This is a genomic window from Saccharopolyspora mangrovi, assembly GCF_035320975.1.
GTDB lineage: Bacteria > Actinomycetota > Actinomycetes > Mycobacteriales > Pseudonocardiaceae > Saccharopolyspora > Saccharopolyspora mangrovi.
The window spans coordinates 18,321-34,542 of record NZ_JAWLNX010000036.1; the positions used below are offsets into that span (position 1 = coordinate 18,321).

Here is a 16,222-nt window from a genome sequence, read left to right on the forward strand (position 1 = left end):
CTGGCGGTGACTACAACGTGACGCTACCGAACTGGGCGGAATCGGGATCAGCCAGGTGGAGCCGGGTGGACTCGGGCGCGTTGGTCGCCAGGTACCGCACGCCCGCGCTCCGGCACAGCTCGATGTCCACCGGATCGTCGACCGTCCAGCAGTAGGTGTCGCGGCCGAGCGCGGCGGCGCGCGCCACGAACCCCGGGTCCTCGCGCAGCAGCCGCACGTCCGGTCCGGCCAGGTCCGCCCACGGCGGCAGCACACCGCCCCGGCGGGTGCCGGAGAACCGGGAGAACAGCAGCACCGTCGGCACGCCGGGCGCGGCCTCCTTGAAGCGGCGGACCGCGGCGGGAGCGAACGACATCATGAGCACCGGCGAGTCGGCCGGGACCGCCGGCGCGGCCAGGCCGTGCCTGGCCAGCAGCGCGACCAGCTTGTGCTCCACCAGACCGCCGTAGCGGACCGGGTGCTTGGTCTCCACGAACAGCTTCGTCGGGCGCGGGCTCGCCCGCACCATGCCGAGCAGCTCGTCCAAGGTGAGCACGCCGTACTCAGCGGCGGAACGGCCGAAGTCGACCTCGGCCATCGCCGCCACGGTCAGCGCGCTGACCACGCCGCGCCCGCTGGAGGTCCGGTCGATGCGGCGGTCGTGCACGCAGACCAGATGACCGTCGCGGGTGACCCGGACGTCGCACTCCAGCGCGTCCGCGCCCTGCTCCAGCGCCAGCTCGTAGGCGGACCGGGTGTGCTCGGCGCGGTGCGCCGAGGCGCCTCGGTGCGCGACGACCTCAGGAATCTCCGCCACGCCTCCAGTATCCGGCCCCGATGTGAACACCGCTGTCACTTGTGACCCACCTCAGCGGCGCGCCGTGTCCGGGCGCGCGGCACGCGGCGGCGGAGGTGCGGCGCGGACCGCGTGGACGTGCAGCCTGCTCAGCTCCGACGGGTCCGGCGGCAGCAGCAGGCGCATGAAGTGGTCGATGAGGCGCGCGGTCACCACCGCCAGCACCGTGACCAGCGCGTTGTTGACCGCGTGCAGCACGACGCCGTCAGCCAGCGCCTGCACGCCGTCGCGGAACGCCCAGCCGAAGGTGAGCAGGCCGACCACCACGGTCACCGCCCACAGCGCCCACCAGAACCGGACCCGCAGGCTCGGCGACGGGCGCGCGCCCTTGTCCCGGTCGCCCTCGGCGACCAGCAGCGAGTGCTCCAGCTCGGCCACCGCCGCGCCCGGGACCAGCAGGTTCAGCCCCGGCACCAGCACACCGGCCACGACCTGCCAGTCCGGCCGGGCGTTGCGGACGCCGATCCGCTCGGCGGCTGCGGACCGGGCGCGCAACCCCCACAGCACCACGAACACGCCGCTGAGCGCGCCCATCAGCACCAGGATCAAGCCCGTGGTGCCGACCAAGGCGTCCGAGATCGCCAACACCGTCCGCGGCAGCGCCTCACCCCTGCTGAGCAGCAGCAACACGTAGCGCCACGCCTCGGCGAAGGTCGCCAGCGCGGCGACGCCCGCGGTCACCCACAGCGCTGCGATGGCGGTACCCGCGGTGGCTCCGGCGCGTTCGGACAGGTCGACTCGGCCGCCGGTCGGCAGAGCCAGCGGCCAGCGCCAGGCCAGCAGCGGAAAACCCCAGCGCGGCGGCGCCGGATAGGACGGCGGACCGGTGTAGGGGCGCGGCCGGCGCTGCTGCCGGGCGCGCCGCGGTCCGCCGGGCGGAGTGGCGACCCACTCCATCCGGTCTGGCTGGGGCGGAGGGGTCACAGCACGTACGGCTCGCCGTCGGCGTCATCGGACACCAGCGACCGGCCGATGGCCGACCAGCCGTTCATCCCGCGCTCGACGTTGACCGCGTCCCAGCCGTTGGCGTTGAGGTAGGCGGTGACCTTCGCCGAGCGTCCGCCCGAGCGGCACACCACGTAGACCTGGTCGGCCTCCGGGATGTCGTCGAGGCGCTCCACGAGCTGGCTCATCGGGATGTGCACGGCCTCGGGGGCGTGCCCTGCCTGCCATTCGTCGTCCTCGCGGACGTCCAGCAGCACGCTGCCCTCGGGCAGCTTCTCGGGCAGTTCCTCCGGGTGAACACCGGGCACTTGTCCAGGAGGTGGCGTAGTCACGCCCCTGATGCTGCCACGCCGGGCGTTGCCTCGGCGTGAGGGTGCGGGCAGTTTTTTGCCGGAACGTCCTCTTCGTCCGGTCGGTTTTGGTCAGAGCTGCCCCTTCCGCACGAGAAACGCCCCGGACCTGGGGCCCGGGGCGTTTCAGGGAGGGATCGGGTCAGTGGTGGACCGCCTTCTCCGAGCCCGCACCGGTGAGGGAGCGGACCTCCATCTCGGCGTACTTCTTGCCGCCCTGCTCGTCCTTGCTGATCTTGGCGCCGATGTAGCCCAGCAGGAACGACAGCGGGATCGACACCAGGCCCGGGTTCTTCAGCGGGAACAGCGCGAAGTCCAGCGACGGGAACATCGCTTCGTCATCACCCGAGACCGCCGGCGAGAAGATGATCAGCACGATGGTGATCGCGAGACCGCCGTAGATGCTGAACAGCGCACCGGTGGTGTTGAACCGCTTCCAGAACAGCGAGTACAGCAGCGTCGGCAGGTTCGCCGAGGCGGCGACGGCGAAGGCCAGCGCGACCAGGAAAGCCACGTTCTGCCCGTTGGCCGCGATGCCGCCCAGGATCGACACGACGCCGATGACCAGCGCGGTGATCCGCGCGACGCGGACCTCCTGCTGCTTGTCGTCGACCTGGCCCTTCTTGATCACGTTCGCGTAGATGTCGTGCGCGAACGAGGCCGACGCCGTGATCGTCAGACCCGCGACCACCGCCAGGATCGTCGCGAAGGCGACCGCGGAGATGAAGCCCAGCAGCAGCGGACCGCCCAGGTGGGAGGCCAGCAGCGGAGCCGCCGAGTTCACCCCGCCCGGGGCGTCCTTGATCGCCTCCGGCCCGACCATCGCGCCGGCGCCGTAGCCCAGGACCAGCGTGAACAGGTAGAACAGACCGATCAGCCAGATCGCCCACACCACCGAACGACGCGCCTCCTTGGCCGTCGGCACGGTGTAGAAGCGCATCAGCACGTGCGGCAGACCCGCGGTGCCCAGCACCAGGGCGATGCCCAGCGAGATGAAGTCCAGCTTGCTGGTCTCGGTCTTGCCGTACTGCGCGCCCGGGTTGAGCACCTTCTCGCCGGCGACCTCGGCGGCGTGGCCGAGCAGCGCCGAGAGGTTGAACCCGTACAGGCCCAGGACCCAGACCGTCATCACGAAGGTACCGGCGATCAGCAGCGCCGCCTTGATGATCTGCACCCAGGTCGTGCCGCGCATGCCGCCGACCAGGACGTAGAGGATCATCAGCGCGCCGACCACGGCGATCACGATGGCCTGCCCGCCCTTGTCGGTGATGCCCAGCAGCAGCGCGATCAGGCCACCGGCACCGGCCATCTGCGCCAGCAGGTAGAAGAAGCTCACCACCAGCGTGGACAGCGAGGCGGCCGTGCGCACCGGACGCTCGCGCATCCGGAAGCTGAGCACGTCGCCCATCGTGTAGCGACCGGTGTTGCGCAGCAGCTCGGCCACCAGCAGCAGGGCGACCAGCCAGGCCACCAGGAAGCCGATGGAGTAGAGGAAGCCGTCGTAGCCGTTGACCGCGATGGCACCCGCGATGCCGAGGAACGACGCCGCCGACAGGTAGTCACCGGAGATCGCGATGCCGTTCTGCGGACCGCTGAACGCGTGCCCCGCGGCGTAGTAGTCCGAGGCGGTCTTGGTGTTCCGGCTCGCGCGGAACACGATGATCATCGTGACCACCACGAAGATCCCGAAGATGCCGATGTTCAGCAGCGAGTTGCCGCCGGCCGCTTCCTGCGCGAGAGGAGTGGCGGAAATTGCCTGCACCGAGCTCACTTGCCGCCTCCCTCGACGTTCTCGCGGATCTGTTCGGCGACCGGGTCCAGATTTTTGTTGGCGTAGCGGACGTACCAGGTCGTGATCACGAATGTGGACACGAACTGAAGCAGGCCGAGCACCAGTCCGACGTTGATGTTGCCGACCAGCTTGATGCTCATGAATCCGTGCGCGTAGTCGGCGAGCAGCACGTACACCAGGTACCAGACCAGGAACAACGCCGACACCGGGAATACGAAGTTGCGCAGTCGCTTGCGCAGTTGGGCGAATTCGGGACTGCTTTGCGCAGCGGCCCAGGTTTCGGCGTTAATACCGGACCCGGACCCGTTTTGGTCCGTGGCGCTCACGGCTCTCCTTCCACAAAGAAAGGCTCAGCTTCGCGCAATCGCCAAGCGTGAGCCTGAATCACACAACGCCGGAACGCTACGGAACCTGACGCGTCGGTGGGTAGGTCCGTTGGGAGTACGCGTGCTAACGATCGAGTGAAGGTTGACGTCTCAATAGGATGCATCGAATTGCGTCGAATGGGAAGGTTTTCATTCGAACGGAGTATTGATCGCGCGCCCTCATGGGCGAGCCTTCCACAGAAAGTAGTTAAGGTCGAAATCAACCACCCGTTCAGCCGTAGGGGTGATCGTCTCCCGGAAGCGTCGATTCCGCGAATTCAGCGCTCGTGGCGGCCCTGCTTGGGCGCCGGTTCGGCAAGCGGCCTGCCGTCGACGAAGCCCAGCCGGTCGGGCGCGTGCAACCGCAGCATCAGCCGCGAGACGCCGTCCGGAACGCGCGCCCTGGTGGCCAGGCTGACCAAGTACGTCACCGCGAACGCCAGCGGCACCGTGACCAGCGCCGGTTGTCCGGCCAGCTCGGCCCACCCGCCCTCGTGCCCTGCGAAGTGCGAGGCCGCCGCCGAGATCAGCACCAGCGAGCCGCCGGTGATCATGCCCCACGCCGCCCCGGCCGCGGTCAGCCCGCGCCACCAGATGCCCAGCACCAGCACCGGGCAGAACGTGGAGGCGGCCATCGCGAACGCCACGCCCACGCTGCGCGTGATGTCCTGGTCGTCCACCGCCAGCGCCAGCACGACCGGCACCGCGCAGGACAGCACCGCCGCCGAGCGGAACCGCATCGTCCGGCCCCACAGCACGTCCCGCGAGGACAGCACGCCGGCCAGGCTCATCACCAGGCCGGACGAGGTGGACAGGAAGGCGGCGAACGCGCCCGCCGCGGTGATCGCGGCCAGCACCCCGCCGACCCAGTCGCCCAGCATGGCGTGCGGCAGCAGCAGCACCGCCGCGTCCGTCTGACCGGTGACCAGCAGCTGCGGCACGTACAGCCGGGACAGCAGCCCGAAGATCGTCGGGAAGAGGTAGAACGCGCCCAGCAGGCCCAGCACGTACAGCGCGGTCCGGCGCGCGCCCGCGCCCGAGGGGTTGGCGTAGAAGCGGGCCAGCACGTGCGGCAGGCCCATCGTGCCCAGGAACGTCGCGATCAGCACCGAGTAGGTCTCCAGCAGGCCCGACAGCCCGTCCTGCTGAGGGCGCAGCCAAGTGGCGTTGTCCGGCACCGAACCGGTCACCACCGGTACCGCCGCACCGGCCGGGAACCGCAGCTCGCTGCCCGCCCGCACCGGGTAGTCGCCGGGCTGCAGGTAGAGCGCACCCGCCGCCCCGGGCTCCTCCGCGGAGGTCAGCCACACCGGCTCGCTGACCTGGAGCGTCACGTCGGTCTCGACGCGGACGGTGGTGTCCTGCTGGAAGAACGGCGTGCGCGGTTCCTCCAGCGCCTGCCGCTGCCCGCTGACCAGGAACACCATCAGCAGCGCGAACGCGGGCAGGGTGATCGCGAACAGCTTCACCCAGTACTGGAAGGCCTGCACCAGCGTGACCGCCCGCAGCAGCCCGCTGACCACGCTGACGTGCACGATCAGCGCGACGACGAGAATCCCCGCCTGGTAGCGGAATCCGACGACGGCGGACAGCGTCATCCCGGCCGCCTGCAGCTGCGGCACCAGGTACAGCCAGCCGACCACCACCACGATCACCGTGGACAGCGAGCGCAGGCTCAACGAGTTCAGCCGTGCCTCGACGAAGTCCGGCATCGTGTACGCGCCGGAGCGCCGCATCGGGGCGACGACGAACAGCATCAGCGCCAGGTATCCCGCCGTGAAGCCGATCGGGTACCAGAGGGCGTCGACGCCGTCCTTCACGACCAGGCCCGCCACGCCCAGGAACGAGGCCGCCGACAGGTACTCACCGGAGATGGCCGCGGCGTTGCGCTCTTCCCGAACGGGCTTGCGAGCGGCGGAGAAATCGGTGGTCCGAGCCGAGCGGGAGCCCCACAGGCCGATGCCCAGCGTCGCGACGACGATCAGGACGACGCCGCCCACGGACCACAAGTTCGACAACATCTCACCCAGCCACCCTGGTGCCCAAGAGTCGCGACCACCTTACGCAGAGCAGCCGACGGAACCGAAACGCCTCAGCGGAAACCCGTCATTCCTCGAGCATCCCCAGGAAGTCCTCCTCGTTGCGCTCGGCCTTCTTGGTGAACAGCAGACCCACGACGACGAGGAACGGGTAGGCCAGGACGCCGAGGACCAGCCACGGCAACCGGAGTCCGAACACCTCGAAGGCGCCGAGGGAGGGCACCAGCCAGAACGCCAGCGGCAGGCCCAGCATCACCGCGGCGACGATCCCCGAGAGCAGCAGCGCAGCCTTGAGCTGCTTCTCGACCAGGTCGCGGACCAGCCCTTCGAGCGCTCCGGTCTGCACCTCCGCCTCGACGCGGACGCGCGGGACGTGCGGTCCGCGCCGGTCGGCGAGCACGACGCGCTTGCGCCTCGGCCTGGGCGATAACTCGCTCAACCGGGCTCGAACGTCGAAGCTCTCCGGGCTCATCCGGCCCCGCTCACTGCTGACCCCAGTTGTCGCGCGGCGCCTTCACCAGGCGGTCCTTGAGCTCCCTGGTGTGCCGGCGGGAGACCGGCAGCTCCTTGGCCGGTCCGCCCCCGAGCACCACCGAGTAACCGGACGAGGACATCCGCAGCTCGGTGACCAGCGTGAGGGAGACCAGGAACGAGCGGTGGATGCGCAGGAACCCGGCCTCGCCCCAGCGCTCCTCCAGCTGCGCCAGCGGGATCCGCACCAGGTGCGAGCCCTCGGTGGTGTGCAGCCGCGCGTAGTCGCCCTGCGCCTCGACCCAGCGGACCTCCTTGCGCGGGATCATCCGCGTGGTGCCCGCGAGTTCGACGGGGATGACCTCGTCGTCGTCGGCGGCTGGGGTTTCGAGGGGCTTGGGAGCGCTGCTCTGGCCGGACTGCTGCTTGTTCTTCTCGATGCCGCGCAGCGCCCGGTCGACGCGGTCGGCGTTGGCGGGCTTCATGATGTAGTCCAGCGCGCCGACCTCGAACGCTTCCAGCGCGTTTTCCTCGTGCCCGGTGATGAACACCAGCGCGGGCGGGTTGCGGAAGGCGGTGAGCACCCGAGCCAGCTCCATGCCCGACAGCCCCGGCATCGACACGTCCGCGAACACTGCGTCCACAATGGACTCATCATCGTCGCGGCGGCCGATCAGCTCCGGATCGTCGCTGCGCAGCAGGCGCAGCGCCTCGGCGGCGTCGAACGCGGTCAGCACCCGCCCGACGCGAGGGTTGCTGCCGAGCAGGAATTTCATCTCGTCGAGCCCGGCCCGCTCGTCATCGACGGCTAGGACGACGAGCCCGGCGGAGTTCTCTCGTGTACTCAATGCAACGCCATATCGTGCCGCGCCTTCGGCGCACTGTCCATGTCCCGATGTCCCTTCGGTGCCTCCCGCACCGATCCGCGAAAGTGACCGCGCACCCTAGTTGTTAGCGCAGCACAAGGGTCCTCCACGAGGGGGCAGCGGCAATATTCAGCTCTGCGAAGCCGAATTTCGCCCGATTGGATCAGTCGGTTGACCTGACGGACCCAGATCCGATCGTCGAACCGGACCACTTCTCTCCGGAACACCGCGCAAAACGGGTCCCCGCCGAGACTTCCCGGCGGGGACCCGGAGCACGAGGCCTACAGGCCGAAACGATCCCACATGGCGCGGTGTTCCAGTGCGTCGAGCCCGGAAATCAGGTTCGCCACGGGATTCCGGGACACGCCCGAGGACATGCCCAGCCGCGCGAGCAGCGGCTTGCGCCCTTCCACCGTCTGCACGTGGGCGTCGGGGAACTTGCTCTCGATGATCTCGCGCAGCGTGCCGACGCCGTCGACCAACCCCAGCTCAGCGGCCTTCGAACCGGTCCACACCTCGCCGGAGAACAGCTCGTCCTCGGTGCCCTTGAGCTTGTCGCCGCGACGCTCCTGCACCCAGCCGCGGAACTGGCCGTGCAGCTCGTCCTGCAGCCCGCGCAGCCACTGCACGTCCTCGGACTTCTCCGGCCGGAACGGGTCGAGCCGGACCTTGTTCTCACCCGCGGTGTAGACCCGGCGCTCGACGCCGAGCTTGTCCAGCAGACCGGTCATGCCGAAGCTGGCGCTGACCACGCCGACCGAACCGACCAGCGAGGTCTGGTGCGCGTAGATCTCGTCGGCCGCGCAGGCCAGCCAATAACCGCCGGAGGCGGCGACGTCCTCGCAGAACGCCAGCACCGGCACGTCCTTGTCCTTCGCCAGCCCGCGGATCCGGTCCGCGACCAGGGCGGACTGGGTGGGCGCGCCACCGGGCGAGTTGATCGACAGCACCACAGCGGCGAGCCGGTCGTGCGAGAACGCGCGCGTGAGCGCTGAGTCCACGGCCTGCAGCGAGATCGAGGGCCGCCCCATCGGCGACGGCTGGGGCGTGATCACGCCGTGCAGCTTGACCACCGCCACGACCGGGCCGCGCTCGGCGACGCCGGGCAGCTTTCCGGTGAACTTCTCGGTCAGCTCCCTGGGCAGCTTGGCCGTGACCACGTCGACGAACTTCTGCGGTGCCTTCTCGTCCATACCCCGACGTTACCGGCCCGCGGCGGGCCCGGCGGCCAAACCCACGCCCGGCTCCTCGACCTGCGGCAGCGGCTCCGGCCGCACACCGGGGGCGAACTTGGGCACCCGCATGATGACCTTCATGCCGGCGCCCTTCTCGGTCTCCACGATCAGCCCGTAGTCGTTGCCGAAGGTGGCGCGCATCCGGTTGTTGATGTTGCCCAGGCCGACGTGCGCACCGGTGAGGTGGGCGTTGGCCAGCTCGGCGTCGAGCAGTTCCGGGTCCATCCCGATGCCGTCGTCGTCGACGCTGATCAGCGCCTCGGAACCGTTGTCCTCGGCGGTGACCGAGACGGTCCCGCCGCCGGGCTTGTTGGCCAGCCCGTGCCGGACCGCGTTCTCCACCAGCGGCTGCAGCGCCAGGAACGGCACCACCACCGGCAGCACCTCGGGGGCGATCTTGAGCTGCACGTTGAGCCGGTCCGGGCCGAAGCGCGCGCTCTCCAGCGTCAGGTAGCGGTCGATGTTGCGGATCTCGTCGGCCAGCGTCGTGTAGAGACCGCTGTTGCGGAACGAGTAGCGGGTGAAGTCGGCGAACTCCTGCAGCAGGTCGCGCGCGTGCTCCGGGTCGGTGCGGATCAGCGAGGAGATCGTGTTCAGCGCGTTGTAGATGAAGTGCGGGGAGATCTGGGCCCGCAGCGCGCGCACCTCGGCCAGCGCCAAGCGCTCCTTGGACTCCTGCAGCTCGGCGAGCTCGAGCTGGGTGGACACGTGGTGGGCGACCTCCGCGGCCGCCCTGAGGAGTCTTTTGCGGTCGCCGCCGGCGATCACCGTCAGCACGCCCCGGACCTGGCCCTCGACCAGCAGCGGCACGACCGCCGCGTGCCGCATCGGGCAGGGCCGCTGCTCGCAGACCACGTCCCCGTGGTCGAGGAAGTCGCGCTTGCCGGTGCGCAGCACCTGCTCGATCTTGGTGCGCAGGTCGGCGTAGTGGTGGTTGGCTTCTCCGTCCCAGGTCAGCAGGGTGCCGTCGGCGTCGACGATGCCGACCGCCACGCAGGCGAGCAGTTCCCGCAGGTGCGGGCCCGTCTTGTCGGCCGACTCCTGGTTCAGGCCCTCGCGCAGGTAGGGCGCCGCGCTGGTCACCCGGTGCAGAGCCGCCAGCGTGGCGTCCTCCACCGAGGTGTTCACCCGACGCGCCCGGCACAGCAGCACGAACATGCCCAGCACGGCGAGTGCCGCGAGCGTGGTCAGGACCATGCGCTCTGTCAACAACTCCGCCACAACATCAATCTGCCCGAGTGGCACACTCCGAATCAAGGTGGCTACGGCCAGTGCGATGTTTCCATCGGTGAACGGTACGACCGCCTTCCGATCAGCGGAATCCGTCCCCCGTTCGGCCGGCCCCACCTGTGCACAACCCCAGAAGTTGTCCACAGCTTGTGGACAACTCACTTGAGCAGCCGGGACATCCTGCGGTCCGCCAGCTGCTTCCCACCGGTCTGGCACGTCGGGCAGTACTGCATCGACCGGTCCGCGAAGGAGACTTCCCGCACCGTGTCACCGCACACCGGGCACGGCAAACCGGTGCGGGCGTGCACCCGCATGCCCGACCGCTTCTCGGCCTTGAGCCGCGCGGCGTCCTGCTGCAGCGAGCGGTCCACGGCGTCGCGCAAGATCTCCTGGACGCAGCCGTGCAGCCGGGCCACAGCGGCGGCGTCGAGCTTGCCCGCCGTGGCGAACGGCGAGAGCTTGGCGGCGTGCAGGATCTCATCCGAGTAGGCGTTGCCGATTCCCGCGATCGTGGACTGCTCGGTGAGCACGGTCTTGATCCGCTCGGTGCGTCCCTCCAGCAGCGCGGCGAAGCGGTCGGCGTCGATCTCCAGGGCGTCCGGACCCAGCTTCGCGATGCTGGGCACCTGCGCCGGGTCCTCGACGATCCAGGCGGCCAGGCTCTTCTGGGTGCCCGCCTCGGTCAGGTCGAAACCGACGCCGCCGAGGTGCACCCGCAGCGCGATCGGGCCTCGTCCGGGTTTGGGCGGAGTCGCGGAGAGCTTGTCCGACCAGCGCAACCAGCCGGCCCGCGCCAGGTGGCACACCAGGTGCAGGCCTGCGCAGTCCAGGTCGAGGTGCTTGCCGTGCCTGGCGGCAGCGGTGACCTCGCGACCGTGCAGCGACGTGTGGGGCGGGTCGGCGGTCTTGAGCGCGCTCATCGAGGCGACGTCCACGCGCGCCACCGTTCGCCCCACGGCGTGGTCGCGGAGGTGCTGGGCCAACGCCTCCACCTCGGGAAGTTCCGGCACGAACCCAGTGTGCCCCACCAGCGCCGGCGCGGTGGTGGCGTTTCCTACTCCGTCGGCTGGAGCCTGCCGTTCATGTCGGGTTCGGCGTAGAGCTCGATGTGCCTCGCCACCTGCGAGACTTCCTGCCGCACCTCGATGAAGCCGCGCACGACGCCCACCCAGGTCTCCGGCGGGTTCTCGTCGGCGTCACCCGGCGTGGACGCGGTCAGCGTCCAGGGCCGGTGCAGCACCCAGCGGATCGGGAAGAACAGGATCGCGATCACGATCAGCGCGATCAGCCAGCTGGGGATGATCACCTCGGCCGGCGTCCAGGCGATGAAGACCACCACCAGGGCCGCGAGCGCCGCTCCCACCACGATCGCGGGCGTGGAACCGCCGTTGACGTCGTGCTCGAACTCGTCCACCACGATCGGGTTGGACCACTCCAGGTTCGCCCTGATCGTCCACTCCCGGCCATCGGAGCCCCGCACCACCCGGTTCATCGTCGCCTCCCCGCCCACCCGGGCTGGTCACTCGAACGCCAATTCGCCACTCGAAGAACACCCGTCACCGAGCGTGACGCCACGGTACCGCTCATGGCACCTTCCCGGTGCGTGTTCACCCCCACCATTGTCGATCATGCCGAGCCCCCGGGCCAACCCTCGAACCCGGAAACAACCCGGCAGAACCACTACCCTCCGGGAACGGACCCCGCGGGGCGAGAAGCGCGGTACTCGTCAGGGCGAATCCTGCGGTTCTCGCCCCTCGCGGGCGGAGTCGGGAGGTGCCGGATGGATGTCGACGAGGCGCGCGAGCTGGTCCGCGAGCAGCACCGGGCCGTGCTGGGGACCCCGCGCGGCGACGGAACACCGCTGATGACGCCGGTCCTGGCGGCCGTGGACGCCGAGGGGCGAGTGGTGATCAGCACGCGGTCGACTTCGGGGAAGGTGCGCAACCTCCGGCGCGACCCGCGCGCCTGGTTGTGCGTGCTGCCGGACGCGTTCTTCGGGCGCTGGTTCCAGATCGACGCCGAGGTCGAGATCGTCGAGCTCCCCGACGCGCTGCCGCTGCTGGAGGAGTACTACCGCGCCATCTCCGGCGAGCACGAGGACTGGGAGTCCTACCGAGAGGCGATGCGCGCGGAGAGCAGGGTGCTGCTGCGACTCACCCCGACCAGCGCGATCGGCTAGCCGGAGCACGAAGGGGGACCCCCGGTGAACGGCCTCCGAACCATGAGCTAAAGTATTCACCAACAGCCCACCGGGGGCGGGAGTCACCGGGAGGCGATGAATACGCGGATGTAGCGCAGCTGGTAGCGCATCACCTTGCCAAGGTGAGGGTCGCGGGTTCGAGTCCCGTCATCCGCTCGCAGCAGTGGGGCCGAGGTTTTCACACCTCGGCCCCACTGCTTTGTCGTGCCGGTTCCAGGACGTCGTCCGGATGACTGCGCGGGTCCCACCGGAGAGCAGTGGGACCCGCACGACGAATCAGCCGTCGACGCCCAGACCGACGGGGCAGGAGACGCCGGTGCCGCCGAGGCCGCAGTAGCCGTTGGGGTTCTTGGCGTCCGACAGGTACTGCTGGTGGTAGGTCTCGGCGTAGTAGAAGTGGTCCAGCGGCGCGATCTCGGTGGTGATCTCGCCCTCGTCCGCTGCCGCAAGGGCTCGCTGGAAGGCTTCGCGGCTGGCTTCCGCTTGGGCTTTCTGCTGGTCATCGGTGTAGTAGATGGCCGAGCGATACTGGGTTCCGAGGTCGTTGCCCTGGCGCATCCCCTGGGTGGGGTCGTGGTTCTCCCAGAACGCCTTGAGGACCTGCGCGTAGCTGACCTTCTCCGGGTCGAAGACCACCAGCACCGCCTCGGTGTGGCCGGTCAGACCCGAGCAGACCTCCTCGTACGTCGGGTTCGGCGTGTAGCCGCCCGCGTAGCCGACGGCGGTGGTCCACACGCCCTCGGTCTGCCAGAACACGCGCTCCGCACCCCAGAAGCAGCCCATCCCGACCACCGCAGTGGCCAGGCCCTCCGGGAACGGCGGGACGATGCGACGCTCCGGGAACACCGCGTGGTGCTCGTCCACCGGCATCGCCGCGTCCCGGCCGGGCAGCGCCGACGACGGGTCGATCATCTTCAGCTTCGCACCGAACATGGTCCCCAGGGTACGCGGTGGTCAGCGGCGGTCCAGCCCGTTGGGATCGCCGTACCGGCCCGGTTCCGGGGCGCGCGCGTGCCTGCCGCGCGGTGGCTCCTCGATCTCCCCCGACAGCCGCCTGGCCAGCGGCGACTCCTCCGGTGGCAGGCGGCGCGGCGCCGGACGGCGCGGGAGCCCGCGCTCCGGCGGTGGCCCGACCGGCCGCGTGCCGTTCATCGGCGGGCGAGCGCGCACCGGACCGGGCCGGGACGGGACGAAGACCTCGGTGGGAGCGTCCTCCACCGCCGGAGCTCGATGACCCGCTGTTCCGGGCTGCGGGGAGGAGGTTTCGGTCGGCACGTCCGCCGGGTCCGCCGCAGGAGGCGGCTCCTTCGCGGGAGCGGAGTCGAAGAGGTGGCGGAGGCGCATCGTGGGGTCTTCGACGTACTTCCACGACAGGGTGCCCAGCACGTAGGCGATCGGGGCCGCGCAGAGCAGCATCAGCCACTGGTCGCGGATCCCGGCCAGCGCCAGCAGCTGCTGGACCGGGAAGCCCCAGACGTAGACGCCGTAGCTGCCGTTGACCCAGACCCCCGGCACCGTGAGCTTCGCCGGCCAGAAGTGCCCGGCCACGATCACCGCGTAGCTGACCGCGAAGGCCATCCACGCCGAGGCGGTGATGTTGTTGCCCATCACCACCAGCACGACCAGGCCCGCGCCCGCGGCCAGCGGCGACAGCGGGATCCGGTAGAGGTTGAGCAGCACTCCCAGCGCGAAGGCGACCAGGAACGCCACTAGCGACTCGACCGGAACGCTCAGCAGCGAACCCGCCGACTCGGCGCCCGGCGTCTGCTCCAGGTACCGGTCCCAGGCGATCAGGCCGATCAGCACGACCACCGACAGCCAGCGGAACTTCTCCTTGGCCGTGCCCAGCAGCAACAGCGCGAACAGGCCGGCGTAGGCCAGCAGCTCCATCGGCAGCGTCCACAGCGAGCCGTTGACCGCGCCCGGCCACGGGTTCTGCTCGAACACCCCCGGCAGGTCGTGCCGCAAGGTCAGCAGACCCGCGTTGTTGACGATGTATCCCCAGGTCTCGTGCGCGCGGAAGTACTCGCCGAGCGGCAAGGTGGTGATCATCGGTCCGACGACCAGGGCCATGCCGACCGACACCGTCAGCATCGGCGGCCACAGCCGAAGCACCCGCTTGACCGCGAAGCGCAGCGCGTGCGGGTCGCGCATCCAGCTCTCGGTGATCTGGAAACCGCTGAGCGCGAAGAAGCCCATCAGCACGCCCTCGTCGGGCTGCACCGGCCACTCCGGCGGGAACAGCTCGCCGCTGCCGACCAGCGGGGAGCTGTGACCGTAGATGACCAGCAGCGCACCGATCATCCGGATCCAGGCGAAGCCGTGGTTCGGGGCGGCGAACAACTCCGGGCGAGCGTGCACCACGCGCGCAGCACTCAACCCAGCTCACCCCATCGATTCGTGCCCGAAGCGGACGTCAACGCTGCGTAGCCTAGCCGGGCCCCTCGCGGTTCGGGACCCTTTACAACCCGGACACCCGTCCGGACCAGAGCGCAGACCGCATCGTTATTCGGCCGGTGCCCCCCGATGCTGTCGCCGAGTGCCAGAATGGCTTCGTTCGCAGCAGCGGCGTTCATGGAAATCCGGAAAGGGCGCTATCGGTGACCTGGCAAGACGAGTTGCAGAACCTCGACGCCGAGCTCGCGGCGGGACGCATTTCCGCCGAAGAGTACCGACAGCGCAGGGACGCCGTGCTCGGCAGGGCGCAGGGCGGTCAGACCGACCAGAGCGGTCAGGCGCCGTCGAACCCGGAGGGTTTCCCGCAGCAGGACCCGACACCACCGGCTGATCCCTCGTCCGGGGGTTTCCCGCAGCAGCAGCCCGCCCAGCCCGCGCAGCAGCAGAGCCCGTTCCCGCCCGCGTTCAGCTGGGGCGACGCCGCCAAGCAGCAGCCGCAGCAGGGCACCGGCGAGGAAGCGACGCAGGTCGTGCCGAACCCGTTCGCCCAGCAGCAACAGCAGCCGCCCGCGGACTCCAACAGCACCCAGATCGTCAGCGTTCCGCAGACCCCGCCGCCCCCGCAGTGGGGCCAGTCGCCGCCGCCGTGGACCGGCCAGAAGCAGGGCCCGCAGGGCTGGGGCCCGGTGGAGACCACGGGCACGCCGTGGGGCGATGACCTGCCCGGATCCGGCGATTCCGGCGATGCGTCCTGGATGCGGCAGGGCCCGGAGGTCTTCGAGTCGGCCGGCAAGTCCGGCAAGGGCAAGCTGGTCGCGGGCCTGTCCATCGGCGCCGTGCTGCTGGTCGTGGTGATCGTCGCGGTCGTCTTCTACTTCACCGGCGGCGGAGGTCAGCCCGAGCGCGAAACCGCCGCTCCCCCGCCCCCGCCGCCCGCGCCGACCACGCCCCAGCTGCCGGAACCGCCGGCGGCGAAGGCTCCGCCCGCCACCACGCAGGAGGTGCTGATCGCGGCGAACGGCCCGGCGCACCCGTGGACCGGGCTGCTGGACCTGCCGAACCTGCAGGGCGCCAAGGGCGGACTGCTGCAGCCCAAGACCGTGCTCGACACCGCGTTCCAGAACGGCCTCGTCGAAGGCTGGTTCAACGGCACCGACGCCGTGCAGCCGAAGACGACGCTGCTCGCGCTGAAGATGCCCGACGCCAACACCGCCAAGACCGTCGTCGACAAGTACCTGGCCGCGCAGCAGGGCCTGTCCGAGGTGGAGGAACTCTCCTACCAGGGCGTTTCGGTCGTCTCGACCAGCGCGACGTTCCGGACCGCCTACGTGGCGCACAACTACGCGGTGATCATCGACGTGAGCGGGCCGCCGGAGCAGAAGGACGCCGCTCAGCAGGCGTTCAAGGCCACCCTGGACCAGCAGCTCACCCAGACCCCTCCCACCGTCCGCGAGTGACCACCGGCTGAAGCGGGAGAAGGGCCGCCACCTCGACGTT

At 69.8% G+C, this 16,222-nt stretch carries 16 protein-coding genes and 1 tRNA gene; 3 read left to right on the forward strand and 14 right to left on the reverse strand.

All coding sequences use genetic code 11. The features are described from left to right. Positions 1-10: 10 nt before the first annotated feature. The 12 genes from R4I43_RS31925 to R4I43_RS31980 form a co-directional block, all read right to left on the reverse strand. Positions 11-796, reverse strand: a complete 786-nt coding sequence (locus R4I43_RS31925) for a glycerophosphodiester phosphodiesterase (RefSeq protein ID WP_324269443.1) — start codon at positions 794-796, stop codon at positions 11-13. Positions 797-847: 51 nt separating this feature from the next. Then, positions 848-1,732 carry a DUF4328 domain-containing protein gene (locus tag R4I43_RS31930; RefSeq protein ID WP_324269444.1) on the reverse strand — a complete coding sequence of 295 codons (885 nt, stop codon included), beginning with the start codon at positions 1,730-1,732 and terminating at the stop codon, positions 848-850. A 23-nt stretch (positions 1,733-1,755) separates the two neighbouring features. Then, on the reverse strand, positions 1,756-2,112 hold the full coding sequence (locus tag R4I43_RS31935) for a rhodanese-like domain-containing protein (protein ID WP_324269445.1): 357 nt from the start codon (positions 2,110-2,112) through the stop codon (positions 1,756-1,758). Positions 2,113-2,272: 160 nt separating this feature from the next. Next, entirely contained in the window at positions 2,273-3,796 is a 1,524-nt protein-coding gene (locus R4I43_RS31940; RefSeq protein ID WP_324269485.1) for a solute symporter family protein, read from the reverse strand. A gap of 101 nt (positions 3,797-3,897) precedes the next feature. Next, positions 3,898-4,248, reverse strand: coding sequence for a DUF485 domain-containing protein (locus R4I43_RS31945; RefSeq protein WP_407691351.1), 351 nt, complete (start codon positions 4,246-4,248; stop codon positions 3,898-3,900). A 317-nt stretch (positions 4,249-4,565) separates the two neighbouring features. Continuing rightward, complete coding sequence (locus R4I43_RS31950; RefSeq protein WP_324269446.1) at positions 4,566-6,308, reverse strand: sodium/solute symporter; 1,743 nt, start codon at positions 6,306-6,308, stop codon at positions 4,566-4,568. A gap of 85 nt (positions 6,309-6,393) precedes the next feature. After that, complete coding sequence (locus R4I43_RS31955; RefSeq protein ID WP_324269447.1) at positions 6,394-6,765, reverse strand: hypothetical protein; 372 nt, start codon at positions 6,763-6,765, stop codon at positions 6,394-6,396. Between the two features lie 43 nt (positions 6,766-6,808). Then, the gene (locus R4I43_RS31960; RefSeq protein ID WP_324269448.1) at positions 6,809-7,645 is read right to left on the reverse strand and encodes a LytR/AlgR family response regulator transcription factor; all 837 of its coding nucleotides are present in this window, start codon (positions 7,643-7,645) and stop codon (positions 6,809-6,811) included. A 299-nt stretch (positions 7,646-7,944) separates the two neighbouring features. After that, on the reverse strand, positions 7,945-8,856 hold the full coding sequence (locus tag R4I43_RS31965; protein ID WP_324269449.1) for a S49 family peptidase: 912 nt from the start codon (positions 8,854-8,856) through the stop codon (positions 7,945-7,947). Between the two features lie 9 nt (positions 8,857-8,865). Beyond that, positions 8,866-10,119 carry a histidine kinase gene (locus tag R4I43_RS31970; protein ID WP_324269450.1) on the reverse strand — a complete coding sequence of 418 codons (1,254 nt, stop codon included), beginning with the start codon at positions 10,117-10,119 and terminating at the stop codon, positions 8,866-8,868. Between the two features lie 167 nt (positions 10,120-10,286). Then, a complete protein-coding gene (locus R4I43_RS31975; RefSeq protein ID WP_324269451.1) occupies positions 10,287-11,138 on the reverse strand; it encodes an Fpg/Nei family DNA glycosylase in 852 nt (283 codons plus the stop codon). A gap of 44 nt (positions 11,139-11,182) precedes the next feature. Then, entirely contained in the window at positions 11,183-11,620 is a 438-nt protein-coding gene (locus R4I43_RS31980; RefSeq protein WP_324269452.1) for a DUF983 domain-containing protein, read from the reverse strand. Positions 11,621-11,908: 288 nt separating this feature from the next. On the opposite strand from R4I43_RS31980, the gene R4I43_RS31985 reads away from it, so the two are divergent. After that, entirely contained in the window at positions 11,909-12,307 is a 399-nt protein-coding gene (locus R4I43_RS31985; protein WP_324269453.1) for a PPOX class F420-dependent oxidoreductase, read from the forward strand. A 104-nt stretch (positions 12,308-12,411) separates the two neighbouring features. After that, a tRNA-Gly gene (locus R4I43_RS31990) sits at positions 12,412-12,484 on the forward strand. A 120-nt stretch (positions 12,485-12,604) separates the two neighbouring features. Here the strand turns inward: R4I43_RS31990 and msrA are convergent. Then, positions 12,605-13,261, reverse strand: coding sequence for a peptide-methionine (S)-S-oxide reductase MsrA (gene msrA / locus R4I43_RS31995; RefSeq protein WP_324269454.1), 657 nt, complete (start codon positions 13,259-13,261; stop codon positions 12,605-12,607). 21 nt (positions 13,262-13,282) lie between these two features. Then, positions 13,283-14,707 (reverse strand): acyltransferase family protein, encoded by a 1,425-nt coding sequence (locus tag R4I43_RS32000; protein WP_324269455.1) that lies wholly within the window; start codon positions 14,705-14,707, stop codon positions 13,283-13,285. A 221-nt stretch (positions 14,708-14,928) separates the two neighbouring features. On the opposite strand from R4I43_RS32000, the gene R4I43_RS32005 reads away from it, so the two are divergent. After that, positions 14,929-16,182, forward strand: a complete 1,254-nt coding sequence (locus R4I43_RS32005; RefSeq protein ID WP_324269456.1) for a hypothetical protein — start codon at positions 14,929-14,931, stop codon at positions 16,180-16,182. Positions 16,183-16,222 lie beyond the last annotated feature (40 nt).